The sequence below is a fragment of the Pseudomonas putida genome, from assembly GCA_029953615.1.
Classification (GTDB): domain Bacteria; phylum Pseudomonadota; class Gammaproteobacteria; order Pseudomonadales; family Pseudomonadaceae; genus Aquipseudomonas.
In genome coordinates, this window is the sequence record CP124529.1 from 4,731,219 (window position 1) to 4,755,283 (window position 24,065).

Here is a 24,065-nt window from a genome sequence, read left to right on the forward strand (position 1 = left end):
GCGGGCGCGGGCTGTACAGTCTAACCGTTTTTGCCGATCAGCCTTGTACCTGCAATGCACCGAGCATCAGGTCGAGGTTTTGCACTGCCGCACCGGAGGCACCTTTGCCGAGGTTGTCGAACACTGCGGTCAGCAGTACCTGGCCATGCTCCGGGTTGGCGTAAAGCGCCAGGCGCAGGTCGTTGCTGTCGTTCAACGCCTCGGGGTCGAGGTTCGGCGCTGCGCCGTGCTGGTGCAGGGGCATCAGCTGGACATGGCGTGCACCTTGGTAGTGCTGCTGCAGGCAGGCCTGCAGCTGTTCGGCACTGACCTGGCCGGGCAGCAGGCGTAACTGCAGCGGGATGCTCAGCACGATGCCCTGGCGGTAGGCGCCGTAGCCGGGCATGAACATCGGGCGCGCCGACAGCCCGGCGTGTTGCTGGATTTCCGGCACGTGCTTGTGCGCCAGTTCCAGGCCGTACAGTTGCAGGGCGGGGGCTTTGCCAGCGGCGGGCTGTTCATGCCGTTCGACTGCGGCGCGGCCACCGCCGGAGTAGCCTGAGATGGCGTGGATGTTCAGCGGGTAATCCGCTGGCAGCAGGCCGGCCTTGACCAGTGGGCGCAACAGGGCGATGGCGCCGGTAGGATAGCAGCCGGGGTTGCTGACGCGCTTGCTGTGCGCGATGCGTTCGGCTTGCTGTTCGTCGAGCTCCGGCAGGCCATAGACCCAGCCTGGGCTGGTGCGGTGCGCGGAGCTTGCGTCGATCACCCGCACCTGCGGGTTGTGGATCGCCGCCACGGCCTCGCGGGCGGCATCGTCGGGCAGGCACAGCAGGGCGATGTCGGCGCTGTTGATCGCCTCGCGGCGGCGTTGCGGGTCTTTGCGCTCGGCTTCGGGCAGGGTCAGCAGACGCAGGTCGCTGCGGCCTTGCAGGCGGGCGTGGATCTGCAGGCCGGTGGTGCCTTGGTCACCGTCGATGAAGACAACAGGGGTGTGCATGGTCAAAGTCCGGTCGGGGAGGGATGGCCTATGCTCGCCGGTAGTTGTAGTAAAGAAAATTTGAATATGATGACCGATATGTTCATCTTTTCTGAATGAGTCGGGCCCATGCGCGAAATCAGCCTCGATCGCCTCCGCACCCTGGTAGTCATCTGCGACCTGGGCTCCTTTGCCGAAGCCGCTCGCCAGCTCAACCTGGCACCGCCCACCATCAGCCTGCACGTGGCCGAGCTGGAAGCGCGCATCGGCGCCCCGTTGCTCACCCGTACCCGTGGCCAGGTGCGGCCCACGGTCATCGGCGAAACCCTGCTGGCTCGAGCCCGCCGCCTGCTGGCCGACGCCGATCTGGCGCTGGACGAAGTGCGCCGGCAGGTTGAAGGCCTGACCGGGCGGGTGCGCCTGGGCGCCTCCACCGGTGCCATTGCCCACCTGCTGCCGCAAGCGCTGGAGCACCTGCGTACGGTGCACCCGGGGATCGATGTGCAGGTACAGGTGCTGACCTCCCAGGCCTCGTTGACGCGCTTGCGCGAGGGCACGCTGGATATCGGCCTGGTGGCCTTGCCGCAAGTGGCCGGCAAAGGGCTTGCGGTTACCCCTTGGCGGCGCGACCCGATACTGGCCTACGTGCCGGCCGACTGGCAGCCGCCGGCCAGGGTCACGCCGGCGTGGCTGGCGCAGCGGGCGTTGATCCTCAACGACAGCAGCACCCAGCTTTCGCGGGTGACCGGTGAGTGGTTCGCGGCGGCGGGCTTGTACCCCGAGCCGCGAATCGAGTTGAACTACAACGATGCGATCAAGAGCCTGGTCGGGGCCGGGTATGGGGCGACGTTGCTACCGCAGGAGGGGGAGTCGGCCGAGCTGGACCGGCGCATTGCCCGTCGGCCGCTGCGGCCGGGGTTGTGGCGGCAATTGGGCATCGCTTGCCGGGAAGGGCAGGTTGAGCGGGCCACGGGGTATGTGTTGCAGGCATTGGGGCGGTTGCGGCAGTAGGGGCTGCACAGCAGCCCCCATGGGGTTACCTCCGCGGGTTGTCTGTTCGATCAGCTGGCGCTTGTGTTCAGCGCCCACATCTTCATCGGTCACGCGAAGATGGACATAGGGCATGTCGCCACCGCCACGCTGGTGCGCCATGGCGGCGGGCTGATGCAGGCCTACCGCTTTACTGTGCAGGACGCACTGGCCAGTGGCGAACTGGTAGAAGTGCTCGCCGAGTTTGGCGGCACCGCGCGGCGGATTTCCTGTTGGCCGAGGGGGCATGGTCCCCGGGCTGAGCCGAGGCGCCGGAAGGTATGGCCGACTATGCTGTTTGCTGCGTCGAGCCAATGTCATCTCGATGACCCTTCAGGTTTTCCAGGAGAACGTTCCATGAAATCCACGAAATGCATACCGTTGCTGGTGATTGCCTCGGTCCTCAGTTTTGCCGCACACGCAGACCCGGCGAGCAACTGTGCGGCGAAGATCAAGGAACTTGAGGATTTCGACAAGGCCAGTGGCCAGGCAATGCATGGCGGCATGGCCCATGACTTCAAAGTCCACCTGCAAAATGCCAAGGATGCTCAGAGCAAGGGCGATATGACTCAGTGCCAGGCCTCGGCAGACCTGGCCAAGACCATCTACAACAAGGCACGTAGCAGGTAAGCCCTTCCGGGCCTCTTCGCGGGCTCGCCCGCTCCCACAGGTACTGCGCAGGCCTTGAGCCTGTTGGAAACCCTGTGGGAGCGGGCAAGCCCGCGAAGAGGCCGGTGCAGGAAAGCCCAGTCAGAACCAGCGATCGTTCTTCCTGCGCCCACGGGTCAGTGCCGGCAGGATCAGCCCCGCCAGCAAGCCCGCGCCGGCAATGCTGCCGCCATACACCATATAGCGCATCATCACCTGCTTGTTCTCATCCCCCAGGCGTGCCTGGGTATCGCGCAGCTGCGACTGGCTCTGGTCGAGCTGTTCATTCAGCGCCTTGTTGCGCGCTTCCAGTTCGTCGATCAGTTTCTTGCGTGAATCGAGGGTTTCCTGCATGCCCTGCACACGGTTCTTCCAGCTTTCGTCGATATTCTTCAACTGCCCGGTCAGCTCCGCGACCTGGGCATCAAGCTGCGGCAGGCGCTCGTTCTGGCCTGGCACCGACTGCAGGTCGCTGCTCAGAATCCACACCACATCGCCGTTCTGCCCACGCACCTGGCTGTAGTTGCCCTGGCTGCCGATCAGCGTCAGTTTCTGCCCGGACTTGAGCGTACCGACGATGCGGTGGCCATCGGTCGGGCCGCTGCGCACATAAGTGCTCAGGCTGTCGCTGACCCAGCGTGCATCGCTGGCAGGCTCTTCGGCGTGCACCGGTGCGGCAAGGGCTACCAGGGCGGCGATCAGGCCGCCGCGCAGGACAGTGAGGGCGGAAACAGTTGGGCGGGAATCGGGCATGTTGGGTCTTCGCTGAAACAGGACAAAAGTAGGCCCGGTGACTGGGCCGATGAACCGGTCGGTGAGTTGACCGTCAGCGAAAGACCCTTTTTTTGTCAGCAGGTTCACTACCTGATATCGGAAATGTCTGCAGGATGTTGCACGGCAGCAAACGGCAACGCCGGGCTAGACTCAAAGGCTCACACACTTTCATGGAGCAAGACCATGACTGCCAAGAACACCATTTGCCTCTGGTACGACAACGATGCCGAGGAAGCCGCGAATTTCTATGCCAGGGTTTTCCCTGACAGCAGAGTGATTGCCGTGCACCTGGCGCCTGCCGACTACCCTTCCGGCAAGCAGGGGGACGTGATTACCGTGGAGTTCAGCGTGATGGGGATTCCCTGCGTGGGGCTCAATGGCGGCAAGGCCTTCACACACTGCGAGGCTTTTTCGTTCCAGGTCAGTACCGAGGACCAGGCCGAGACCGACCGGCTGTGGGATGCCATTGTCGGCAATGGTGGCGAGGCCAGCGTCTGCGGGTGGTGCAAAGATAAGTGGGGGATTTCGTGGCAGATCACACCGCGCATTCTCATCGAAGCCATTGGCAACCCCGACCGGGCGGCGGCCAAGCGGGCGTTCGAGGCCATGATGCAGATGGGCAAGATCGATGTGGCGCAGATCGAAGCGGCATTGAAGGGCTGACCGCGCCGCCTGTTTCGCGGGTGAACCCATTCCCACAGGTACTGCGCCTGGCTTGGGGGCAATGCGGTCGGGGTGGGAGCTGGCTTGCCGGCGATGGGCTGCGCAGCAGCCCCCGGCTCCCCTGGCGTGCCCGATCAGTTGCCGGTCACTTCGGTCCCTGCCGACGTCGCCTTGACCGAAGTTTTCTTCTCCTGCACCACGATGTAGAACTCTTCGCCATGCTTCACCGCACCATACAGCACGGCCTTCTCGATCAGTTCGTTGCCGCGCAGGTGGCGCAGCATCATCGGGTCCTTGCGCAGGTCGCGATACAACGCCAGGCACAGCAGCACCATCACCACCACGAACGGCAGGGCCACGACGATGGTCAGGTTCTGCAGGCCGGTAAGCGCCTTGCCAGGGTCGCGCGGGTCGCCGATTGCCAGCATGATCGCCGCCACCGTACCGGTCAGCGCGCCCCAGAAGATCACCGTGCGCCGTGATGGCGTGGTGGTGCCATGTTCCGACAACGTGCCCATCACCAGCGAGGCCGCATCGGCACCGGAGACGAAGAATATACCCACCAGAACCATCACCAGCACTGATGTCGCCGAGGCCAGCGGGTAGCTGTCCAGCAACTGGTACAGCGCGTGGTTGCTGTTGACCGCACCGTTGGCCAGCTGGAGGGCGCCATCGCGCAGGGCGTCGATACTCGCGCCGCCAAAGATGGTGAACCACACCAGGCTGACCAGGCTCGGTACCAGCAGCACTCCGGTAACGAACTGGCGGATGGTGCGGCCGCGGCTGATGCGGGCGATGAACATGCCCACGAACGGCGTCCAGGAAATCCACCAGGCCCAGTAGAATACGGTCCAGCCGGCCAGCCAGCTGTTCATCTGCTCACCGCCGCTGGCGTTGGTGCGTGCCATCATTTCCGGCAGCATCTTGACGTAGATGCCGATCGAGGTGGGCAGCAGGTTGAGCATCAGCAGTGTCGGGCCGACCATGAACACGAACACCGCCAGCACCAGTGCCAGCACCATGTTGGTGTTGGACAGCCACTGGATACCCTTGCCGACGCCGGACACCGCCGAGGTGACGAAGGCAATGGTCAGCAGGGTAATGATCGAGATGTAGAACAGCTTGCCGGGGCTCTCGATCCAGCCGTTGTATTCCAGGCCACCGGCGATCTGCAGCGCGCCCAGGCCCAGCGAGGCCGCCGAGCCGAACAGCGTGGCGAAGATTGCCATCATGTCGATCAGGCGGCCGAGCGGGCCGTTGGCATGCTTGCCGATCAACGGCCGGAAGGCGGCGGAAATCAGCTGCGAGCGGCCGCGGCGGAAGGTGCCATAGGCAATCACCAGGCCGACGATGGCGTACATGGCCCAAGGGTGCAGGGTCCAGTGGAACAGCGTGGTGGCCATGGCCACCTGCATCGCTTCACTGGACTGCCCGGTGGCCGTCCCTGGCGGTGGCGACACATAGTGCGACAGCGGTTCGGCAACACCGAAGAACATCAGGCCAATGCCCATGCCGGCACTGAACATCATCGCCACCCAGGACACCGTGCGAAATTCTGGCTGTTCGCCATCACGGCCCAGCGGGACCCGGCCGTAACGGCTGGCGGCCAGCCATAGCACGAACACCACGAACAGCGTGGAGGTGAGCACGAAGAACCAGCCGAAGTTGAGAATGACCCAGGATTGCGCGCTGGAGGCGCTGCTGGCGAGGCTTGCCTGGTTGAGGAAGCCCCAGAGGACGAAAGCGATTGCCAGAAGGCTGGTGAAACCAAAGACGATCCAGTCCAGCTTGCCCTCGAAATGCCGATCCTGGCGTGCTTCTGCGGTTTTCGAGGGGTCCGTCACGCCAAGGTCAAGCGTTTCGGTGATGTGTTCCTTTGCCATGAATGATGAGGCCCCTTTCTGGCTTACCCGCAGGTGCAGGCTTGTAGTTTTGTGTGGGCTACCGAGTTCGGTGACTGCCTCGGCGGAAGTATTGCCGGCGCGATTATCCTGCGCAGCAAACGACCGCTCCTGTCCCGATAGCGCCCCGGGGCGTCCATTACGCGACCTGGCAAATACTTTTAGTTCTGGGGGCGATGGCCCTTTCTGCCTCGCGTTCTGGTACCCTGATGGGCATTACCCGGGCCTGCACATCCGAGCACCGTAGAAGCGCTGCTGCTTGTGGGCCTGGCCGTATCAGGAAACGGAGATTCGTGAAAATGGCCACTGACCGTGTGAGCCTGATCCATTTCGATAAATTGAGCATGAGCCCTGCCGCTGCCGATCGGTTCCAGAAAGCCCTCGACGCGCTGGAAGCGCTCAAGCTGCAGGACCGTTACGTGTATCTCATCGCTCCTTATCTGGGTGATGTCGCTGACGCCTCCGACCGCGAGCAACTGGCTACCGCCCTGGAGCAGGGCCTGCGTGTGGTCGAAGAACTGCTGGCTGCCAGGTCGGTCAGCAAGGTCAAGGCCGAGGAAGTACGCCAGGTATTCCACACCGCCGCCGAGCGTGCGCGGGCAGAATTGCCCGGCTGATTGGCGGCATGGCCAAAGACATCGACAGCCCGTGCGTCTCGCTGTGCCAACTCAATGGCGAGTTGTGCCTGAGCTGCGGCCGCACCCGTGACGAAATCCGCAAATGGCGGGGCATGAAGCGCCCCGAGAGGATGGCCACCGTGCAGCGGGCGGCAACGCGAATGAAGGCTATCGCCAAGAAGGCGGCCAAGCGGCAGAATGCGGGCTGAACCTGCGTGCCTCGCGCGCGGCCCTTTCTGATTGCCTGAAGAGTTTGAAATGGATTCTCACTCGCTGTTTGCGTTTACCCTGGTCGCCGCCATCGCGATCGCCAGCCCTGGCCCTGCCACGCTGATGGCTATCAACAACAGCCTTGCCCATGGCCAGCGCAGCGCGATCTGGTCATCGCTTGGCAATGGCTCCGGGCTGTTCTGCCTGTCGGCTGCCGCCATGCTGGGGCTGGGTGCGCTGCTGGCCAGTTCCGAAGTCCTGTTCAATGCCGTGAAGATCCTGGGGGCGGGCTACCTGTTCTACCTGGGGGCGCGGCAACTGCTGAAAAAGAGCCCGATGCTGGCACAAGGCGCTGCAGAGGGTATGGCCAAGGTCCGGCCCTCGCCGTTGAAGCTGTACAAGTCGGCCTTCCTCACGGCGGTGACCAACCCCAAGGCGACCATGTTCTTTACTGCGCTGTTCCCGCAGTTCATTGACCAGGGGGCGGCGTTGCTGCCGCAATTCCTGATCCTGACCGGAATTTTCGTCGCGTTGTCGCTGGTTTCGCTGAGCCTGTATGCCGCGCTGGCTGCGCGGGCCAAGGGTGTGCTGACCCGGCCGTCGCTGTCGCGCTGGGTGAGCCGGGTGGTGGGTACGACCTTTATCGGTTTTGGCGCGGCGATCCTGGCGATGCGCCGGCAGGGGGCCTGAAAAACCAGGGCATCTGGCCGATGAAAGGCCAACCTGATGCCCCCACATGGTCCAGACTGTCTACAGCACGCACAGTTGGATGCTGCAGTCGACCACAGGATGTGGCAGCCTTCGGCCACCGCCGGGTCTGCGGATGTTATCTGGGCCGAGGGTTGACGATGATCGAGCGCTGCTTTCGCCACGCCTTGCTGCTGTTGCCGTGCCTGTTGCTGCTTCCGCTGGCGGCGGTAGCGCACGAGGACTGCCGGCGGCTGACTGCTACCGGCAACTCGGAATATCCCCCCTACCTGTGGCGCGACCCGCAAAACCCCGGGCAGCTGATCGGTGCCAATGCCGACCTGCTCAAGTACCTGGGCAGCCAACTGGGGCTGGAAATCGAGGTGGTCTACGGCGGGCCATGGTCGCGCGCCCAGGAAGAAGTACGCACGGGCCGGATCGACCTGATGGCCGGGTATTTCCTGACCAAGGCCCGTCAGCAGCAGATGGACTTCATTGCACCGGCATTCCTGCATACCCCAAGTGTTGTCTGGGTGCGCCAGGACAATACCTTTGCCTACCGGGAATGGGCCGATCTGAAGGGCCGCAAAGGCGGCACGCTGGTGAACAACAGCCACGGCCAGCAGTTCGACGACTACGCCAGGGCCAACCTCCTCCTCGAAGCAGTACCCGGTGCCAGGCAGGCGTTCGAGAAGTTGATGCTCAAGCGCAGCGACTACGTGGTGTACGAGCAGTATCCCGGCTTGGCGCTGGCGCGCACCTTGGGAATTGCCGACACTTTGCAGGTACTGGAACCACCGATATCCAGCGACGGGCTGTACCTGGCGCTGTCGCATGAATCGCCTTGCAACCAGCCGAAGCTGCGTGAGGCGCTGGCTAGGGAGATGGAAAAGATCGTTGCCGGGGCGTTGCCGGAGCAACTGTTGCAGCAAAACCTGGAGCGTTGGCAATAGCAACCAGGGATGCGCTCCTACAGGGTCAGTTGCTCGGCTTCCTTGGCCCGGGTCACGCTGACCGCGTTCTTCGTCGCGAGGATCTCGGCCATGACGCTGACGGCGATCTCGGCCGGTGTCTTGCTCCCGATATAAATGCCGATAGGGCCGTGCAGGCGCTGCAACGACGCTTCGCTTTCGCCGAAGTGTTCGATCAGCCGCTCGCGGCGCAGCTGGCTGTTGCGCCGTGAGCCGATCGCGCCGATGTAGAACGCCGGGCTGTGCAGGGCTTCGAGCAGGGCCAGATCGTCCAGCTTGGGGTCGTGGCTGACGGCGACGATGGCGCTGCGCAGGTCCGGGGCGAAGGCGCGGACCACGTCGTCCGGCATGCCGGCCAGGCGGGTGACGCCGGCAACGTTCCAGCCTGCCGTGTACTCGGGGCGTGGGTCGCACAGTGAAACGCTGAAGCCATTGAACAGTGCCATGGTCGCCAGGTATTCGGCGAGCGCGCCGGCACCGATCAGCAGCAGGCGGTAGCCGGGGCCCAAGGTACTGAGCATCTGCCGGCCATCGAAGCTGAACAGTTCGGGCGTGGTGGTGGCGGTGAGGCTGGCTTTGCCGCTGCCCAGGTCGAGCCCGCGGCGTACCAGGTTGCCGTCGTCGAGGCCGGCAAGCAGTTGCTCGAGGTGTGTCAGCGACGGGGAGAATTCCAGCACCAGTTCGAGGGTGCCGCCACAGGGCAGGCCGAAGCGGTGGGCCTCGTCGGCACTCACGCCATAGCGCACCACCTGGGGCAGGCCGCCGGACATGCCGGGGCCGCCATAGGCGCTGGTGTAGCGGTGGATGAGGTCGTCTTCGATGCAGCCGCCAGAAACACTGCCGACCACGCGGCCGTCGCTGCGCAGGGCCATCATCGAGCCCACCGGGCGGGGGGAGGAACCCCAGGTGCGGGCGACGGTGGCGAGCAGGGCGCGGTGGCCGGCGGCGAGCCAGTCGCGGGTGGTGCGCAGGACCAGCAGGTCGATGCTTTCCATGGGGACTCCATTGAACCTGATGTTGGCTGTGCCGGCCTCTTCGCGGGCTTGCCCGCTCCCACAGGGCCCACACAGTCCTGAAGGGCGGCGCCATAGCTGTGGGAGCGGGCGTGCCCGCGAAGAGGCAGGTACAGGCATTACCCATTTCAGCGCATATGCAAAATGATCGGGCTACTGCTGGCCGGGTCGGTATGCCCGCGCAACTTGCCCACCGCCTGCGCGTTCACCGCACCGCCATTGTTCCCCCAGGCACTGCGCACGAAGCCCAGCACATCAGCAATTTCCTGGTCGCTCAATTGCTCACGGAAGGCCGGCATACGATAGGCATCGGGCAGCCCGGCCGTCACCACCCGCTGGGAACCATTGAGGGTGATATTGATCGCCGAGGCGTCTTCCTTGGCCAGTGCCGAGGTAGCGCCGGCCAAGGGCGGCATCCATTCGGCCTGGCCCTTGCCGTCCAGGCCGTGGCACGACGCACAGCGGGTTACATAGGTATGTGCCCCGGGGCTATCGAGCCGCGCCGCCGTCGCTTCGGCCTGATATTGCCACGGCGCGCCATCGCGTTGCGGGTCGCCGGGCAGCGATTTCAGGTAGTGGGCGATGGCGGCCAAGTCGTCGTCGCTCATGAACTGCGTGGAGTTGTTGAATGCCTCGGTCATCGAGCCGAATACCACCGCGTGCCGGTTGCGCCCGGTCTTCAGGAACTGCGCAATCTCGGCCTCGCTCCAGCGTCCCAGCCCGGTGTTAGGGTCGGCACGCAGGCTCGGTGCATACCAGCCGTCGAGCAGGGCACCGGCGAGGAACGGCTTGCCGCATGTCATCCAGGGCCTTTTCGTTGAAGGCCAGGCCGCGCGGCGTATGGCAGCTGCCACAGTGGCCGGGGCCCTGGACGATGTAGGCGCCGCGGTTCCACTGCGCATCCTGCCCGGCCTGGTCGGTGTACGGGGTGGTGGCGGCGAACAGGCCGTTCCACAAGGCTATGGGCCAGCGCATGTTCAGCGGCCAGGGAATGTCGCTGGCCCGGTTGGCCTGTTGCACCGGTTGCACGCCGTGCATGAAGAACGCATACAGTGCCTTTACATCGTCATCGCTGAGCTTGGCGTAGGACGGGTAGGGCATGGCCGGGTACAACCGCCGGCCCCCGGGTGCGACGCCCTGGCGCACGGCACGGTCGAAGTCGGCCAGGCTGTAGTCACCGATGCCGGTGTTGCGCTCGGGGGTGATGTTGGTGGCGTGGATCGCCCCCAGCGGGGTGGCCATTTCCAGCCCGCCGGCGAACGGTTTGCCCTCCGGCAGGCTGTGGCAGGCCACGCAGTCGCTGAGGCGGGCCACGTACTCGCCACGGCTGACCAGCGCCGGGTCGGCAGCGGCGGCCTGTACATCGGCAAATGGCGAGGCGGGCTCGCGGGTGACGTACCAGGCCAGCAGGCCTGCCGCGACCAGGCACGGCAGCGCCAGCCAGCCAGCGGTTCTTGCGAAACGATGGTTCATGGGGCGTCCTTGTCTGCTCAGCTGAAGGTATGGCGGCTCAATGGCAGGCTGCGCACGCGCTGGCCGGTAAGCTGCGCGACTGCGTTGGCCACCGCCGGTGCCACGGCGGGCAACGGTGGCTCGCCTATGCCGCCCATCTTCGCCCCGCTCTCGACAATGCGCACATGCACCCTGGCCATGCGCGATGGCGGCAGGATCGGGTACAGGTCGTAGTTGCGCGCGCGCGGCTTGCCATCCACGTACACCGCTTCTTCCAGCAGCGTCTGCGACAGGCCCAGGGCGACCGCGCCGTTTACCTGATGCTCGATGATCGCCGGGTTGACGATGCTGCCTGGGTCGATGGCCTGCCAGATGTCGTGGACCTTGACCTGGCCGTTCTCGATCGACACCTCGGCAATGACCGCTGCCTCCGAGCCGAACGGCGAGGCCATGGCCACGCCACGTGCACGCTTGCTGCCGTCTTCGGCGGTGAACGGCCCACGCTTCCAGCCGCCGGAAAGCTCGGCGACGGCCTGCAACAGGTTGGTCAGGCGCGGGTTGTCGCGCAGCAGGTGCAGGCGCAGGTCGAACGGATCCTTGCCGCCTTTGTCGGCCAGTTCGTCGAGGAACGACTCATAGAAGAAATCGTTCAGCGAGTTGCCCACCGAACGCCAGTAGCCGAGCATGGCCGGGCCTTTGACGTAGATTTGCGCGATGCGCTTGTTGGCGATGGCGTAGGCCTTGCCCGACAAGCCTTCGAGCGCGGTCGGGTCGAGCTTTTCGCCCTGCTTGCCGGCGATGGCTTCGGTCGGGCCTTCGGTGGCGCTGACTGCTTCGAGGGCCACCGGCAGGCCGTCGGCATCCAGCCCGGCGCGGAACTTCACCACGGCGACCGGGCGCAGCACATCGCGGAGGAATTCTTCCTCGCGGCTCCAGATGAGTTTCACCGGCCTGCCGACCGCCTTGGCCAAGGCAATGGCCTGCGGGTAGGGGTTGGCCGAGTCGTACAGGAAGTGGCGGCCAAAGAAACCACCCAGTAGCGGCGAATGCAGGGTGATCTGCGCCGGGGCCAGGCCGGTGCGTTTGGCGATGTCGTCACGGAACATGTCCGGCGCCTGGTTGGGCAGCCACACTTCCAGGGTGCCGTCCGGGTTGAAGCGCGCCAGTGCCGACGGCGGTTCCAGCTGGGCGTGGTTGAGGTACTGGTTGTGGTAGGTCGCCTCGACCCGGGTCTTGGCACTGGCCAGCATGCCGGCTACATCACCCTGGTTTTCGTCGTCGCGCGCCGGGCCCGTGACCATGGCCAGGTGCTCGCGCCAGCCATCGCTGGAAAAATCGGCCGGCATCGGCCTTACCGGGCTGTCGGCCGCGGGCTCCTTCCAGTCCACCTGGATGGCTTCGACTGCGCGCTTGGCGTGCCACCAGCGTTCGGCAACCACCGCCACTGCGCCCGGCAACTGATGCACCGAATGCACGCCCTTCATGGCCTTGACCTGGTCTTCGTTGCGCAGGCTGCCGACGGTCATGCCCAGGCGTGGCGCGTGCTGCACGGCAGCGTGGAGCATGCCGTCGACCTTGATATCGATGCTGTACACCGCCTTGCCGGTGGACTTGTCGTAGGCATCCAGGCGACGTACCGGCTTGCCGATCCAGCGAAACTGGCTGGGGTCGCGCAGCTTGACGCTGGCCGGGTCCGGCACCGGCAGGTCCATGGCACGCCCGGCCAGTTCACCGTAAGGGATGGAACGGCCAGTCGTGGTATGTACCACGTAACCCGGTGTGGTGGAGAGATCTTCGACCGGCACGCCCAGCTGTTCGGCGCCCGCCTGCAGCAGCATGGCCCGGGCCAGGGCGCCCAGGCGGCGCATGGTCGGGTAGCTCATGCGTACCGACATGCTGCCACCGGTGATGCGCATACCGTTTTCCATCACCACATAGGCTTCCCCGGGCGGTGCGCTGTCGACCACGAAGTTGGCCGGGTCGACGTCCAGCTCTTCACCAACGATCTGCGCCATGGCGGTGAAGGGGCCTTGACCACCCTCCATGAACGGGCTGAGCAGGCGCACTTTGCCGTCCGGGCGGATCTCCAGAAACGCCGGCACCTGGGTGCCGCGCTCCGGGCTTGCGGCGGCTGCCTGCACGCGGCCCGAGCCCATGGGCAGGCCGAAGCCAAGCACCAGCGCACCGACAGCCGTACCGGCAAGAAAGCGCCGACGCGACAGGTTGACCGTTTCGCCCTGCTGCAGCCTGAGCAATTCGGCGGGGGTATCGACTGGTGTGTTCATCAGGCCTTCTCCCCTTGGGCCAGTTCATGCACGGCGGCATGGATGGCGTTGTAGGTGCCGCAGCGGCACAGGTTGACCATGGCCGCCTCGATCTGGGCGTCACTGGGCTTGGGCGTGTGCTTGAGCAGCGCCGTGGCCGCCATGACCTGGCCGGACTGGCAGTAGCCGCACTGGGCCACCTGGTGCTCGACCCAGGCCGCGACCACGCGCTTGCCGACGGCATCTGCCTCGATCGCTTCGATGGTGGTCACCTCGCGCCCGACCACGCCGGCCACCGGGGTAACACAGGCGCGCACCACGTTGCCATCCACCAGCACCGAACAGGCGCCGCACTGGGCCAGGCCGCAGCCATATTTGGTGCCGGTCAGCCCCAGGTCGTCGCGGATTACCCACAGCAGGGGCGTGTCGGCGTCTGCCTCGACCTGGTAGGTCTTCTGGTTGATGCGTAGTTCCATGGTTCACCTGCCCGTCAACGGTTGCTGTCGCCTGGTTTCTTCTGATTGGGGAGTACGGTGCTCCCCAGTGCAGAAACGCTAGCACAGCGGGGTGACCGCCGGTCTGCTGGCGGCGCAGGTTCAGAGGATCAGGCAAGCAATTCGTTGAAATGCGCAAGCCTGTACTGGCCCTATCGCCGGCAAGCCGGCTCCCACAGTGTCCCGGCCAATCCAATGGGTCATCTGCAGTGCCATGACAACTGGCTTGTCTGCGATCAGCAGGCCATGCGGGTGTATCAAGGCTTGATGAAGGTTCGCCCGCCGTCGGCATTGGGTAGGGCGCAGATAAATCAGCCCCGGCTGGCCTCCAGTGCCTGGGCCAGGTCGGCGATGATGTCGTCGCTGTGCTCGATGCCGATCGACAGGCGCACCATGTCCCGTGGCACGCCGGCCTTTTCCAGTTCCTCGTCGTTGAGCTGGCGGTGGGTGGTGGAGGCGGGGTGGCAGGCCAGCGACTTGGCATCGCCGATGTTCACCAGGCGCACCACCAGTTGCAGCGCATCGATGAAGCGCGCACCGGCCGCCTGCCCGCCCTTGATGCCGAATGACAGGATCGACGCCGGCTTGCCGCCGGTGTAGCGCCGGGCCAGTTCATGCTCGGGGTGGTCGGGCAACCCGGCGTATTTCACCCAGGCCACCTGCTCGTGGGCTTGCAGGTAACGGGCGACTTTCAGCGCGTTCTCGGTGTGACGCTCCATGCGCAGGGCCAACGTTTCCAGGCCTTGCAGGATCAGGAAAGCGTTGAACGGCGACAGCGCGGCACCGGTGTTGCGCAATGGCACCACGCGGCAGCGGCCGATGAAGGCGGCGGGGCCGAAGGCTTCGGTGTAGGTAACGCCGTGGTAGGACGGGTCGGGGGTGTTGAGCAGGGCGAAGCGTTCCTTGTTGTCGGCCCAGGGGAATGTGCCGGAGTCGATGACGATGCCGCCGATGCTGGTGCCATGACCGCCGATGTACTTGGTCAGCGAATGCACGACGATATCGGCGCCATGCTCGAACGGCCGGCACAGCACCGGGGTGGCTACGGTGTTGTCGACAATCAGCGGTACACCGTGGCGGTGGGCAGCCTCGGCCAGCGCGGCGATGTCCACGATATTGCCGGCCGGGTTGCCGATGGACTCGCAGAACACCGCTTTGGTGCGCGAATCGATCAGCGCTTCGAGGGCGGCGATGTCGTCGTGGGCGGCAAAGCGGGTGTGGATGCCCATGCGCGGCAGGGTGTGGGCCAGCAGGTTGTAGGTGCCGCCGTACAGCTTGGCCACCGAGACAATGTTGTCGCCAGCCTCGGCGACGGTCTGGATGGCGTAGGTTATGGCCGCCATGCCCGAGGCCACCGCCAGCGCGCCGACCCCGCCCTCCAGGGCGGCCATGCGCTGCTCGAGCACGTCGTTGGTGGGGTTCATGATGCGCGAGTAGATGTTGCCGGCCACCTTCAGGTCGAACAAGTCGGCGCCGTGCTGGGTGTCGTCGAAGGCGAAGGAGGTGGTCTGGTAGATCGGTACGGCCACTGCCCGGGTGGCCGGGTCGTGGCTGAAGCCAGCGTGGATGGCGAGTGTTTCCAGCTTCATGCAATCGTTCCTTGAGCGTGGGTGGAGCGACCGAGCATGTGGCGGGGGAAGGGTGTGGGTCACGAACGTTGTGGAGCCCACTTGAGCGGTGCCGCACACTTAATGTGCAAATCGAAGGGAGCGGTAAGGTGCCGTCATCTGCGACCCAACAGAGGCGACTTACGGAAAGAATGAGCGCAACTGCAGACTACAAAAGGTGACGTATCACCATGAAAAGGCGGGCAGGTGTTGGCCTGGGTTGCTGACAGGTGACAAGCGGTATCTGTTAGGGCAGGATATGGGTGATGGCTAATTGCCTCTAATGTATGGATAAACACAAGCCTGCATTGGAATCCACATATGGAGGGTGGGGTGCAACAACTCTGGCATGACTTGGAAGCCTTCCTGCAAAAGCACAGTCCGCGGCAATTCGCTGACCTCAATGCTTGCGCGTCGGTTGTACAGATATCAGCACTGCAAGACCAATTGGGCGTGGCGTTACCCGCTGACTTCGTACAGTGCCTGCTGCGACATGACGGCCAACAGGGCAAAGCAGAAGGGCTGTTCGAGGGCTACGAATTTCTTTCGTCCCGCAAGATTCTCCTGGAATGGTGCGCGCTACGCCGTCTACTCGACCACGGCGACCTAGACGAGCCACTTGATCATCCCGATCCCGCTGTACTTCATACATGGTGGCACCCGTGCTGGATTCCTTTTGCTGCCAACGGTGCCGGTGACAACCTCTGTCTTGACCTTGCTCCAGCCGCCGCAGGCGCCCACGGTCAAATTATCAGCTATTCCCATGAATTCCCTCGTCGATCGGTGAAGGCACCCAATTTCACTGTTTGGTTCGAGAATTTAGTCAATCGCATGTGTGCTTGAGCCCCCCATGGAAATGACCCTTACCGAAATGCGCGAGCAGCGCCTGCAAAAACTGTTCGATGATTGCCAGCAACAGGTCATTGGGCAAATCATCGGGCCTTTTGGTCTTTCTACGGCGATGTTTGAGGACAAGAACGGCGGAAATGTCACTACGCTGCACAACTTCTCTCGTGGCGATGACGATTACATCGCCACTGACTCCGACAAGGCGCTGCATGCGCATTCGAAAACAGAGTACAGCGAAGAAGTTCGATCCCAGTACGAGATCAAGACTCAAAAACAAGCTGAGGCGACTGGCGGCAAGACTTGGGATAAGAAGCGTGACGAGCGGATTGCGAAGGGGCGGGACGACTATACCGGTGCCAAGGTTGCGGCTGATGGGACCACGGTCATGCATACAGGCGAGACGGTTACTGTAGAGCTGGATCATGTGGTGTCCATCAGTGAAGTCCACCGTACCCCCAAGAATCATCTTGCTCTAGGCGATGTAGTGGTCGACCCCACAACGGGCAAGAAGCAAGTCGACGCTGGGCGTATGCGCAAGATGGTCAATGATGATAATAACCTTGCCTTGACCAACAAACCCGCAAACGGGTCGAAGAAAGGTCATGATCTTGACGAATGGTCAAACCGTGAACGAAATGACGGAACGACCAATGCGGAGGAGTTTGGGCTCAACCAGAACATGGTCGAGGAGGCTTACCAAAAAGCCCGGGCACATGTCGACAAGACTGCCAACAGTGCTCTGTTCAAGAAGCAGGCTGGCGAGTTGCTCAGCACCGGTGGCAAACAAGCGGCGACCATGGGCCTTAAGCAGGCGCTGGGAGTTCTTCTGACGGAGTTGGTCAATGGCCTGTTCATCGAGTTCAAGGTGCTGATCAAAGCGGGGGCAAGTGCGGGCAAGACCCTCTTCGAAGAAATCAAGGTGCGTTTGCAACGGGTAATCGCCTCGGTCATCAAGAAGATTCCGGACGCTGCATCCCAGGCCCTTCAAGGGGGGGCCAGTGGATTCATGAGCAATTTGATCACGTTCTTGATCAACAACTTCCTGTCCACCGCCAAGCGCTTCGTTACTGTCATCCGCGACGGTTTGCTGAGTTTGGTAAAGGCCATCAAGATGATCATGTTTCCGCCCAAGGGCATGACGTCTGACCAGGCTCTTCAGGAAGGACTGAAGATTCTCACCACCGTCGTAGTGACAAGCGTCGGCTTCCTGTTGCAAGAAAGTGTGGCGACGTTTCTGAAGACGCTGCCGTTCCTGCTTCCGATTGCCGACATTGTCGCCGGTGTGCTGGTTGGCATGCTCACCGGTTTGCTCAGTGCCTTTCTGGCTTACCAACTGGATAACCTGTTCGCGCGCTACCGTTATGCCTACGACGAAAAACTTCTGGACGCCATCATCCTTGATGGGCGCTTGAGTGAACGGCTGGCGGGTGATCTGCTGGCGCAGGCTGAGGTCTCGCTGCAGTCCATCGGTAAATATGCTGAGTCAATCAAAAGCTACGAGTCCACCGAGCATTCATTTGTTAACGCTGCACAGGCTGCCCAAAGTACATTGTTCAGCCTTGCAGCGAGCATCGAGACGGCCAAGGCGCAGGTCAGCGAAACGCGCCAGATGGTGGCCTATCTGGACGAAACCCAGGTGCTGCTGGAAGACTTTTTCAGGACAAGGTAACGCAATGAGTAGTTTGAAAGGCAAGGAAATCCAGATCGTCACCGCGTTGTCTCAAGCGGATTTGTCAGAATCGGTAATTGGTGGCAGCTGTGTAAAACAACTGATTACTGCAGTCGTTGATGCGCAGAACCAAGCCAAGAGCGCCAACGATGCGTTGCAAAGGGCGCGCAGTGAAAAGAGCTCTCAGAATATTCTGAGCAATTGGTGGAACAACACCGAGGACAAGATCAAGGATGCTCAACTCACCCTGAGTACCGAGATTGCCAACCTCAACCGGCACTCATCGCAGTTGCTCATTTTCAACACCGCGGTGTCGAAAGTGCTGTGCGATCAGCAAGATATTTTACTAAGTCAGCAGCAGCGTCTTGAGGCTCAAGCGGCCCAGTTGCGGGCACAGAATGTTCAAATCCTTGAGCAGCAGGAGCAACTGGCGTCCCAACAGCAGGACATTCGCACGGCCATACCAAGGGCTACTCGAGGCTAAAGGCCTCACCGCGGCCCAAGCGCGTGACTTGATCGGTTGCGTACAGCGGGTCGAGGCGGCCGAGAAGCGCATTGGCCAGGTCAGCCAGGAATTACTGACTGAAATTGGTCGGCAACTCGAAGTTGCACGCAAGGATGTTGCAGATTCTCTTGCAGCCGCAGTCAGCAATCTGGAAGCAAGGGACAAGCAGCTACTGCGCATCGCCCATGACCAAAAGCAGAAACTTGCCAGCCATAGCGAAGCGATTGACGGTAAGCTTGATGCCTTCGATCAGGCCTTGCCTGCTCGACTTGAGCATGCGATCAAACAACACTTGGAGCCCAGCATTGAAAAAAACCAGGCGCTGGAATTGCGTCTGGAGCAACAGACGGTCGAGCAGGCTCGCTTGGCCAAACGCCTGCTGATCAGCTCAACTGTTCTCGGTGCTGCACTCCTTGCAGTCGGCGTGGCAGCGGTATTGCTTTGAAGAAAGTCGCACAGTAGGGAGTCGCCAGTGTTCGCGGGTGAACCCTACTGCCCATCAGCTAAACAAGTTGAGGCCACTTCGCGGGCTTGCCCGCTCCCACACAGGTACTGCACATCACATCAAATCGGTGCGATCGAAGTGTGAGCTGGCACATTGAGCACAGAGTCCGCTGCCGAACGCTCGCGATTCGCCACCCCGAACGGCACATGCACCATCGGCAAATCCCCCGCGGGCGACTGTAAGTGGCTGCGCTGGTCATCAAAGAACACATGCGGCTTCAATATCGACAACACCCTGGGCTTCTCCATCCCACCCAGAAAGAAGCACTCGTCCGGCGATACGCCCCAGTCCTTCAGCGTCGTCACCACCCGCTCATGCGAAGGTGCATTGCGCGCCGTCACTATCGCAATCCGCAGAATCCGTTTGTACGCCGGGTCCTCGGCCAACTTGCGGTCCTCGAGCATGCGAATCAGCGAAAGCTTGCGGTACAGGTCCGCCAACGGCCCCGGCGAGTGCGGGATGCCCTTGCGCGCCCGCTCATGCTCCTGAAACTCGTCCAGGTTGTCGTCGCGCTTGTACACGCGCTCCGCCTCGTCATCGGCGATCACCCCGTCAAAGTCGAAGGCCACCCGCAGTTCGGTGTCGATCTCGTCATCGTAGATGCGTGTCGGCAGCACCCGCCCGGCCGGGTAGTCGGCGTCGATGGCTTTCTGCACATCTTCCTCGTTGGCGCTGAGGAACAGCGAGGCATTGAACGCCGGGATGTACTCGTAGGGCGATCGGCCCGACATGAACGCCGCACGGGTGATGTCCAGCTGGTAGTGGCTGATCGAGCGAAACACCCGCAGGCCGGTTTCCGGCGAGTTGCGCGACAGCAGCACCACCTCCACCGGCAACTGCTCGGGAAAAGCCTGGTTGATGCTCAGGAAGCGGCGAATGAACGGGAACGCCACGCCCTTGGGGAAAGGTTCGTCCAGGTTCTGCTGCTGGTGCTGACGGTAAGCCTCGACGCCCTGGGTCTGGTAGATGTCATCCGAGACGGTGAGGTCGAACAGCGCACTCGAAGCAACGCCGATGACCAGTTTCTGTTCGATGGGGTAGGGCATGAAAAAACTCCTGAGCCTGAGCTGAAGGCAAGTGTACCGCGCGCTTCGCGGCGCTGTCGGCGTCAGATCAGGATGTAGTCGTTACGCACCACCACCGGCTCATGTGCGCCTTCGACCAGGTGCACGAACTGGCCTGCCACCCGATCGATCGCCAGGCAATCGTCCACATCCAGCAAGGCATCGGTATGCGGCTTCAGCCAGTCCGCCTGCATGCGTTGTTTGCCCAGGGCCTTGGCCTCGGCCTTGTTGTGGGCAGTAACCAGCAGGTAGCGGTGGGCCTCGCCGAATACCTCGCGCTCGTAGCCGCCGAGGTTGATGAAGTACAGGCGCAGGGCGCCAGGGGCCGGGGCATCAGGGCGCAGTTCGATGCGTTGACCGTCGATACCGTGCACTTCCAGCCACGAATCGATATGCAAACCTCGCGGGCTGCCGAACCAGGCCTGGCGCAATTGCGGGTAGGCCTGTTCGAAGGTGTCGGCCTGGGCGAACACCACATCGTGGACTTCGATCTTGGCGCCGGGGTGGCGGCCTCCGAGCATGACAACGTAAAGCATGGGCGGTCCTTTGCGTGGCTAACGTAAGAGTGCGGCATTGTACTGCCTGATCGGTGGATGCCGCTTTCATGGAACCGCACATGACTCATTGAATTGGCAGGGGCCCCGTGGGAGCGGGCATGCCCGCGAACACCGGCGTAGCCGGTGCCAGGCACTGTGTTGGATTCTTCGCGGGCACGCCCGCTCCCACAGGTGCGCGAATGGGCTTGTGGACTCAGTTCTCTGCGCGACAGCGCAGGCCTGACAGTTGCTCCACCAGAAAATCCACGAACACCCGCACCCGTGCCGGCATCGCCGGGCCGCCGACGAACACCGCATGGATCGGTTCGCGATCACCGGGGTTGTACACCATCCAGCAACGGCACCAGCTGTCCGCTGGCCAGGTCATCGGCCACGGTAAAGGTTCCGATGCGCGCCACGCCGGCGCCGAGCCTGGCCAACTGCGCCAGGGCTTCGCCGCTGCTGCATTCGATATTGCCCGTCACCTTCAATGAAAATACCTGCCCGTCGCGGCGGAACGGCCAGTCGGGCGCGGCGCGGCGGAAGTTGAAGCGCAGGCAGTTGTGCTCGGCCAGGTCCTCCGGCACAAGCGGCGTGCCGCAGCGCGCCAGGTACTCGGGCGAGGCGACGATCACCTGGCCGGTTTCGCCAATGGCGCGGGCGCTCAACGAGCTGTCCGGCAGGTGGCCGAAGCGCAGCGCCACGTCGGCCTGGCCGCCGAGTATGTCGGCCACTTCGTCACTGAGGGTAAGGTCGACCAGCACCTGCGGGTAGCGTGCGCTGAACGCGGCCAGCAACGGCACCACGGTCAGCCGGCCATGGCCCAGCGCAGCGCTCACCCGCAAGCGCCCGCGTGGCACGCCCTGGTCGGTGATGGCCTCTTCCACTTCGAGCATGTCGGCCAGCACCCGCCGTGCACCGCGCAGGTACGCTTCACCCTCGGGCGTGAGGGTGATCGCCCGGGTAGTACGCAGCATCAGGCGGGTGCCCAGGCGCTGTTCGGTCCGCGCGAGGATGCGGCTGACCGCCGAAGGCGTCAGGCCCAGCGCCCGGGCGGCGGCGGACAGGCTGCCCTCCTGGGCCACCTTGGCGAATATTTCCATCTCTCCGGATCTTCCACTGAAGTCCATTTGTGCCTCTTCAGCAAAGGTGGTTCGCAAAAACGCAGTCTAGTGCCGCTCAGCTTCTGATCGTAGCATTTGCAGCACAGATAAGGAGTTTGCCATGCGTATCAATCCACCGCTTGTCGCACTCGCCATCGGAGCCTTTGGCATCGGTGTCACCGAGTTCGCCCCCATGGGCATGCTGCCCAGCATCGCCACCGACCTTGGCGTCTCAATCCCGGCTGCGGGGCTGTTGGTCAGTGCCTATGCGATCGGTGTGCTGATCGGCGCACCACTGATGACCCTGGCCACGGTGAAGGTCCCGCGGCGTTACCTGTTGATCGGCCTGATGGCCATCTTCACTTTGGGCAACCTGATGTCGGCCCTGGCCAGCGACTACGCCAGCCTGCTGGTCGCCCGCGTGGTCACCTCGCTGAACCACGGTGCGTTCTTCGGCATCGGCTCGATCGTCGCGGCCAGCGTGGTGCCGCCCGAGAAGCGCGCCGGGGCCGTGGCCGCGATGTTCATGGGCTTGACCCTGGCCACCATCGGCGGGGTGCCACTGGCGACCTGGTTCGGTGAAATGCTGGGCTGGCGTACGGCATTCTGGGGCATCGCCGGGCTCGGCCTGGTGGCAATGACCACCCTCTGGCATGCGCTGCCCAATGTACCGCTGCCCAAGGGTGACGGGGCCATGGCCGAAATCCGCGTGCTGGGCCGCGGGCCGGTGCTGGCGGCATTGCTGCTGACCGTGGTGGGCTCCAGTGCGATGTTCACGGTATTCACCTATATCGCGCCGATCCTGCAAAGCGAGGCGGCGGCTTCCACCACCTTCGTCACGGCCATGCTGGTGTTGTTCGGTGTCGGCCTGACCTTGGGCAACGTCTGGGGTGGCAAGGCCGCGGACCGCTCGATCGACCGCACCCTGATGCTGTCACTGGCCACGTTGATTGCGGTGCTGCTGGTGTTCCCGCTGGTGATGGACTGGCCGCTGCCGACCGCGCTGGCGGTACTGGTGTGGGGCGCTGCCAGCTTTGCCCTGGTGCCGCCGCTGCAGATGCGGGTGATGGAAGCGGCCAAGGATGCGCCTAACCTGGCGTCGGCGGTAAATATTGGGGCGTTCAACCTGGGTAACGCGATTGGCGCGGCGCTGGGTGGGGCGGTGATCAATGCGGGGTTGGGGTATCCGGCGGTTTCCCTGGCGGGGGCGGCGATGGCGGCTTTGGGCTTGGTGATGGTGCTGCTGTTCGCCTGGCGGGGGCGGTCGGGGGCTGCGGCGAGTCAGGTTGCTGTTTAACAGGTGGAGACTTCAGGGGCTGCAAGGCAGCCCCACACTTTTGCCCATCACGGCGTACCGTTACGGCCATGCAGGTGATAGGCCGGGCGTTCGCTCAGCCGCTCGTAATAATCGCGAACGGCCGGCAGGTGCGGGTGCTCGAACGGCGTTTCGAACCAGCGGTTGACCGACAGGCCAATTGGGATGTCGGCCAGGGTGAACTGGCCGCCGGCCACGTAGGCACCGGTGTTTGCCAGCTGGCGGTCAAGAATGTGCATGTAGCGCGACCACTCCGCGCAGCCGGCTGCCAGGGCTTGTGCGTCCTGGTGGGCGGGCGAGTGCCTGACCAGCGACATGAACGGGTAGCTCCACGAGCGGTTGAGGTCCGACGCCTGCCAGTCGATCCACTGGTCGATCCTCGCCCGTGCCTGTGCCTCGCCCGGGTAGAACGCGGTGGCGCCGTAGCGCGTGGCCAGGTAGCGGATGATGCTGTTGGATTCCCACAGGGTGAAATCGCCATCCTGAATCACCGGGATCATGGCGTTGGGGTTCAACGCAAGGAATTCGGCGCTGTCCGTGGGCCTGAAGCCCGACCCCCAGTCTTCGCGCTCGAACGGGACCTCGAACTCGGCGCACGCCCACAGGACTTTTCGTACGTTGATGGAAGAGGCTCTGCCCAGTATCCGTAGCATGGTGTTCATCCTTGTGTGGGGGAGGTTGATCGTCCGCCACTGGCGGTTGCCGGTCAAGCGCCTGGTCAGTGGCAGAGCGTCCCTTTCGTGGGGATTTTGTAGTCCATTTCCGAAAGTTAGCCTTTCCACCCCAAGGTGATTGTAGTGGGGCAGGCAGCACCCTAGTCTCGGCACGCTCGTAACCCCGAGGAATGGACATGGACAAAGACACTCCGAAAGAAAACAGCAATCTCAATGTCGTGCGCGCAGCGGGCCGCTTTGGTCACGGCGGTGCCGAACTGGTGCAGATGAAAGCGCAGTTGCCCATGCGCACGGCGCTGATGGAAGCATCGAATATCATGGGCTGCATTACCGAGCTCACCCGCAAGGCCATCGACCGGCCTGGCGACCGCAAGGTGATGATGCAGGCCACGTGCTACCTGGCAGGCATGGCCAAGGCGCTGATCGATGGCCAGTTGCAGCAGTTGCGCCAGGCGCGGGAAGGCGAGGAGCAGCCCTAGTCAGGCTTGCCTGGGGGGCGCGAACTTGGCACCCTTGGTCAGTTTGAATCGTCTGTATCATCACAGAAGGAAGGTCGC

Annotated in this window: 23 protein-coding genes and 2 pseudogenes; 13 read left to right on the plus strand and 12 right to left on the minus strand. The window is 63.3% G+C overall.

Annotation, left to right across the window (positions count from 1 at the left end):
• Window positions 1-37 precede the first annotated feature (37 nt).
• Entirely contained in the window at window positions 38-979 is a 942-nt protein-coding gene (gene argC / locus QIY50_21700; protein ID WGV19898.1) for an N-acetyl-gamma-glutamyl-phosphate reductase, read from the minus strand.
• A 108-nt stretch (window positions 980-1,087) separates the two neighbouring features.
• Here argC and QIY50_21705 point away from each other — a divergent pair, with 108 nt between their 5' ends.
• Window positions 1,088-1,969: a LysR family transcriptional regulator gene (locus QIY50_21705; protein ID WGV19899.1), complete on the plus strand. Its 882-nt coding sequence runs from the start codon at window positions 1,088-1,090 to the stop codon at window positions 1,967-1,969.
• A gap of 375 nt (window positions 1,970-2,344) precedes the next feature.
• Window positions 2,345-2,617, plus strand: coding sequence for a hypothetical protein (locus QIY50_21710; protein ID WGV23105.1), 273 nt, complete (start codon window positions 2,345-2,347; stop codon window positions 2,615-2,617).
• A 120-nt stretch (window positions 2,618-2,737) separates the two neighbouring features.
• On the opposite strand, the gene QIY50_21715 is transcribed toward QIY50_21710, so the two are convergent.
• Window positions 2,738-3,388, minus strand: coding sequence for a TIGR04211 family SH3 domain-containing protein (locus QIY50_21715; protein ID WGV19900.1), 651 nt, complete (start codon window positions 3,386-3,388; stop codon window positions 2,738-2,740).
• A 204-nt stretch (window positions 3,389-3,592) separates the two neighbouring features.
• Here QIY50_21715 and QIY50_21720 point away from each other — a divergent pair, with 204 nt between their 5' ends.
• A complete protein-coding gene (locus QIY50_21720; protein ID WGV19901.1) occupies window positions 3,593-4,072 on the plus strand; it encodes a VOC family protein in 480 nt (159 codons plus the stop codon).
• A gap of 134 nt (window positions 4,073-4,206) precedes the next feature.
• Here the strand turns inward: QIY50_21720 and QIY50_21725 are convergent, their stop codons facing one another.
• Window positions 4,207-5,955: a BCCT family transporter gene (locus tag QIY50_21725; GenBank protein WGV19902.1), complete on the minus strand. Its 1,749-nt coding sequence runs from the start codon at window positions 5,953-5,955 to the stop codon at window positions 4,207-4,209.
• A 317-nt stretch (window positions 5,956-6,272) separates the two neighbouring features.
• Between QIY50_21725 and QIY50_21730 the strand changes: the two genes are divergently transcribed.
• The 4 genes from QIY50_21730 to QIY50_21745 all read left to right on the plus strand — a co-directional run bounded on the left by QIY50_21730 (window position 6,273) and on the right by QIY50_21745 (window position 8,440).
• Window positions 6,273-6,590 (plus strand): hypothetical protein, encoded by a 318-nt coding sequence (locus QIY50_21730; GenBank protein ID WGV19903.1) that lies wholly within the window; start codon window positions 6,273-6,275, stop codon window positions 6,588-6,590.
• An 8-nt stretch (window positions 6,591-6,598) separates the two neighbouring features.
• Complete coding sequence (locus QIY50_21735; protein ID WGV19904.1) at window positions 6,599-6,799, plus strand: DUF1289 domain-containing protein; 201 nt, start codon at window positions 6,599-6,601, stop codon at window positions 6,797-6,799.
• Between the two features lie 49 nt (window positions 6,800-6,848).
• The gene (locus tag QIY50_21740; protein ID WGV19905.1) at window positions 6,849-7,490 is read left to right on the plus strand and encodes a LysE family translocator; all 642 of its coding nucleotides are present in this window, start codon (window positions 6,849-6,851) and stop codon (window positions 7,488-7,490) included.
• Window positions 7,491-7,648: 158 nt separating this feature from the next.
• Complete coding sequence (locus QIY50_21745) at window positions 7,649-8,440, plus strand: transporter substrate-binding domain-containing protein (protein ID WGV19906.1); 792 nt, start codon at window positions 7,649-7,651, stop codon at window positions 8,438-8,440.
• Between the two features lie 17 nt (window positions 8,441-8,457).
• On the opposite strand, the gene QIY50_21750 is transcribed toward QIY50_21745, so the two are convergent.
• The 5 genes and pseudogenes from QIY50_21750 to QIY50_21770 all read right to left on the minus strand — a co-directional run bounded on the left by QIY50_21750 (window position 8,458) and on the right by QIY50_21770 (window position 15,270).
• Window positions 8,458-9,453, minus strand: coding sequence for an XdhC family protein (locus tag QIY50_21750; GenBank protein WGV19907.1), 996 nt, complete (start codon window positions 9,451-9,453; stop codon window positions 8,458-8,460).
• A gap of 146 nt (window positions 9,454-9,599) precedes the next feature.
• Window positions 9,600-10,944: pseudogene (locus QIY50_21755) on the minus strand (cytochrome c).
• A 17-nt stretch (window positions 10,945-10,961) separates the two neighbouring features.
• Complete coding sequence (locus QIY50_21760; GenBank protein WGV19908.1) at window positions 10,962-13,208, minus strand: molybdopterin-dependent oxidoreductase; 2,247 nt, start codon at window positions 13,206-13,208, stop codon at window positions 10,962-10,964.
• Window positions 13,208-13,663, minus strand: a complete 456-nt coding sequence (locus QIY50_21765; GenBank protein ID WGV19909.1) for a (2Fe-2S)-binding protein — start codon at window positions 13,661-13,663, stop codon at window positions 13,208-13,210. Before QIY50_21765 ends, QIY50_21760 begins: the two co-directional genes overlap by 1 nt.
• 329 nt (window positions 13,664-13,992) lie before the next feature.
• Entirely contained in the window at window positions 13,993-15,270 is a 1,278-nt protein-coding gene (locus tag QIY50_21770; GenBank protein ID WGV19910.1) for a bifunctional O-acetylhomoserine aminocarboxypropyltransferase/cysteine synthase, read from the minus strand.
• Between the two features lie 351 nt (window positions 15,271-15,621).
• On the opposite strand from QIY50_21770, the gene QIY50_21775 reads away from it, so the two are divergent.
• From QIY50_21775 to QIY50_21790, 4 genes are read left to right on the plus strand one after another with little or no spacing between them, the layout of a single operon-like run.
• On the plus strand, window positions 15,622-16,131 hold the full coding sequence (locus QIY50_21775) for an SMI1/KNR4 family protein (protein ID WGV19911.1): 510 nt from the start codon (window positions 15,622-15,624) through the stop codon (window positions 16,129-16,131).
• A gap of 7 nt (window positions 16,132-16,138) precedes the next feature.
• Window positions 16,139-17,806, plus strand: coding sequence for a hypothetical protein (locus QIY50_21780; GenBank protein WGV19912.1), 1,668 nt, complete (start codon window positions 16,139-16,141; stop codon window positions 17,804-17,806).
• Window positions 17,807-17,810: 4 nt separating this feature from the next.
• Window positions 17,811-18,290 carry a hypothetical protein gene (locus QIY50_21785; GenBank protein WGV19913.1) on the plus strand — a complete coding sequence of 160 codons (480 nt, stop codon included), beginning with the start codon at window positions 17,811-17,813 and terminating at the stop codon, window positions 18,288-18,290.
• Window positions 18,291-18,318: 28 nt separating this feature from the next.
• Window positions 18,319-18,756, plus strand: coding sequence for a hypothetical protein (locus tag QIY50_21790; GenBank protein WGV19914.1), 438 nt, complete (start codon window positions 18,319-18,321; stop codon window positions 18,754-18,756).
• 119 nt (window positions 18,757-18,875) lie between these two features.
• Here the strand turns inward: QIY50_21790 and QIY50_21795 are convergent, their stop codons facing one another.
• The 3 genes and pseudogenes from QIY50_21795 to QIY50_21805 form a co-directional block, all read right to left on the minus strand.
• On the minus strand, window positions 18,876-19,862 hold the full coding sequence (locus QIY50_21795; protein ID WGV19915.1) for a 5'-nucleotidase: 987 nt from the start codon (window positions 19,860-19,862) through the stop codon (window positions 18,876-18,878).
• Between the two features lie 62 nt (window positions 19,863-19,924).
• Complete coding sequence (locus QIY50_21800; GenBank protein ID WGV19916.1) at window positions 19,925-20,416, minus strand: DUF1543 domain-containing protein; 492 nt, start codon at window positions 20,414-20,416, stop codon at window positions 19,925-19,927.
• A 214-nt stretch (window positions 20,417-20,630) separates the two neighbouring features.
• Window positions 20,631-21,546, minus strand: a pseudogene (locus tag QIY50_21805) (LysR family transcriptional regulator).
• 94 nt (window positions 21,547-21,640) lie between these two features.
• Here QIY50_21805 and QIY50_21810 point away from each other — a divergent pair.
• Entirely contained in the window at window positions 21,641-22,816 is a 1,176-nt protein-coding gene (locus QIY50_21810) for an MFS transporter (GenBank protein ID WGV19917.1), read from the plus strand.
• 47 nt (window positions 22,817-22,863) lie between these two features.
• Here the strand turns inward: QIY50_21810 and QIY50_21815 are convergent, their stop codons facing one another.
• Window positions 22,864-23,487: a glutathione S-transferase gene (locus QIY50_21815; protein ID WGV19918.1), complete on the minus strand. Its 624-nt coding sequence runs from the start codon at window positions 23,485-23,487 to the stop codon at window positions 22,864-22,866.
• Between the two features lie 197 nt (window positions 23,488-23,684).
• Between QIY50_21815 and QIY50_21820 the strand changes: the two genes are divergently transcribed.
• Window positions 23,685-23,987, plus strand: a complete 303-nt coding sequence (locus QIY50_21820; protein ID WGV19919.1) for a DUF3077 domain-containing protein — start codon at window positions 23,685-23,687, stop codon at window positions 23,985-23,987.
• Window positions 23,988-24,065 lie beyond the last annotated feature (78 nt).

Excerpts from the sequence above, each read along its gene's own strand:
- argC (WGV19898.1), bottom strand. The coding sequence starts at position 979 with ATGCACACCCCTGTTGTCTTCATCGACGGTGACCAAGGCACCACCGGC.
- QIY50_21705 (WGV19899.1), top strand. The coding sequence starts at position 1,088 with ATGCGCGAAATCAGCCTCGATCGCCTCCGCACCCTGGTAGTCATCTGC.
- QIY50_21710 (WGV23105.1), top strand. The coding sequence starts at position 2,345 with ATGAAATCCACGAAATGCATACCGTTGCTGGTGATTGCCTCGGTCCTC.
- QIY50_21715 (WGV19900.1), bottom strand. The coding sequence starts at position 3,388 with ATGCCCGATTCCCGCCCAACTGTTTCCGCCCTCACTGTCCTGCGCGGC.
- QIY50_21720 (WGV19901.1), top strand. The coding sequence starts at position 3,593 with ATGACTGCCAAGAACACCATTTGCCTCTGGTACGACAACGATGCCGAG.
- QIY50_21725 (WGV19902.1), bottom strand. The coding sequence starts at position 5,955 with ATGGCAAAGGAACACATCACCGAAACGCTTGACCTTGGCGTGACGGAC.
- QIY50_21730 (WGV19903.1), top strand. The coding sequence starts at position 6,273 with ATGGCCACTGACCGTGTGAGCCTGATCCATTTCGATAAATTGAGCATG.
- QIY50_21735 (WGV19904.1), top strand. The coding sequence starts at position 6,599 with ATGGCCAAAGACATCGACAGCCCGTGCGTCTCGCTGTGCCAACTCAAT.
- QIY50_21740 (WGV19905.1), top strand. The coding sequence starts at position 6,849 with ATGGATTCTCACTCGCTGTTTGCGTTTACCCTGGTCGCCGCCATCGCG.
- QIY50_21745 (WGV19906.1), top strand. The coding sequence starts at position 7,649 with ATGATCGAGCGCTGCTTTCGCCACGCCTTGCTGCTGTTGCCGTGCCTG.
- QIY50_21750 (WGV19907.1), bottom strand. The coding sequence starts at position 9,453 with ATGGAAAGCATCGACCTGCTGGTCCTGCGCACCACCCGCGACTGGCTC.
- QIY50_21760 (WGV19908.1), bottom strand. The coding sequence starts at position 13,208 with ATGAACACACCAGTCGATACCCCCGCCGAATTGCTCAGGCTGCAGCAG.
- QIY50_21765 (WGV19909.1), bottom strand. The coding sequence starts at position 13,663 with ATGGAACTACGCATCAACCAGAAGACCTACCAGGTCGAGGCAGACGCC.
- QIY50_21770 (WGV19910.1), bottom strand. The coding sequence starts at position 15,270 with ATGAAGCTGGAAACACTCGCCATCCACGCTGGCTTCAGCCACGACCCG.
- QIY50_21780 (WGV19912.1), top strand. The coding sequence starts at position 16,139 with ATGGAAATGACCCTTACCGAAATGCGCGAGCAGCGCCTGCAAAAACTG.
- QIY50_21785 (WGV19913.1), top strand. The coding sequence starts at position 17,811 with ATGAGTAGTTTGAAAGGCAAGGAAATCCAGATCGTCACCGCGTTGTCT.
- QIY50_21795 (WGV19915.1), bottom strand. The coding sequence starts at position 19,862 with ATGCCCTACCCCATCGAACAGAAACTGGTCATCGGCGTTGCTTCGAGT.
- QIY50_21800 (WGV19916.1), bottom strand. The coding sequence starts at position 20,416 with ATGCTTTACGTTGTCATGCTCGGAGGCCGCCACCCCGGCGCCAAGATC.
- QIY50_21810 (WGV19917.1), top strand. The coding sequence starts at position 21,641 with ATGCGTATCAATCCACCGCTTGTCGCACTCGCCATCGGAGCCTTTGGC.
- QIY50_21815 (WGV19918.1), bottom strand. The coding sequence starts at position 23,487 with ATGCTACGGATACTGGGCAGAGCCTCTTCCATCAACGTACGAAAAGTC.
- QIY50_21820 (WGV19919.1), top strand. The coding sequence starts at position 23,685 with ATGGACAAAGACACTCCGAAAGAAAACAGCAATCTCAATGTCGTGCGC.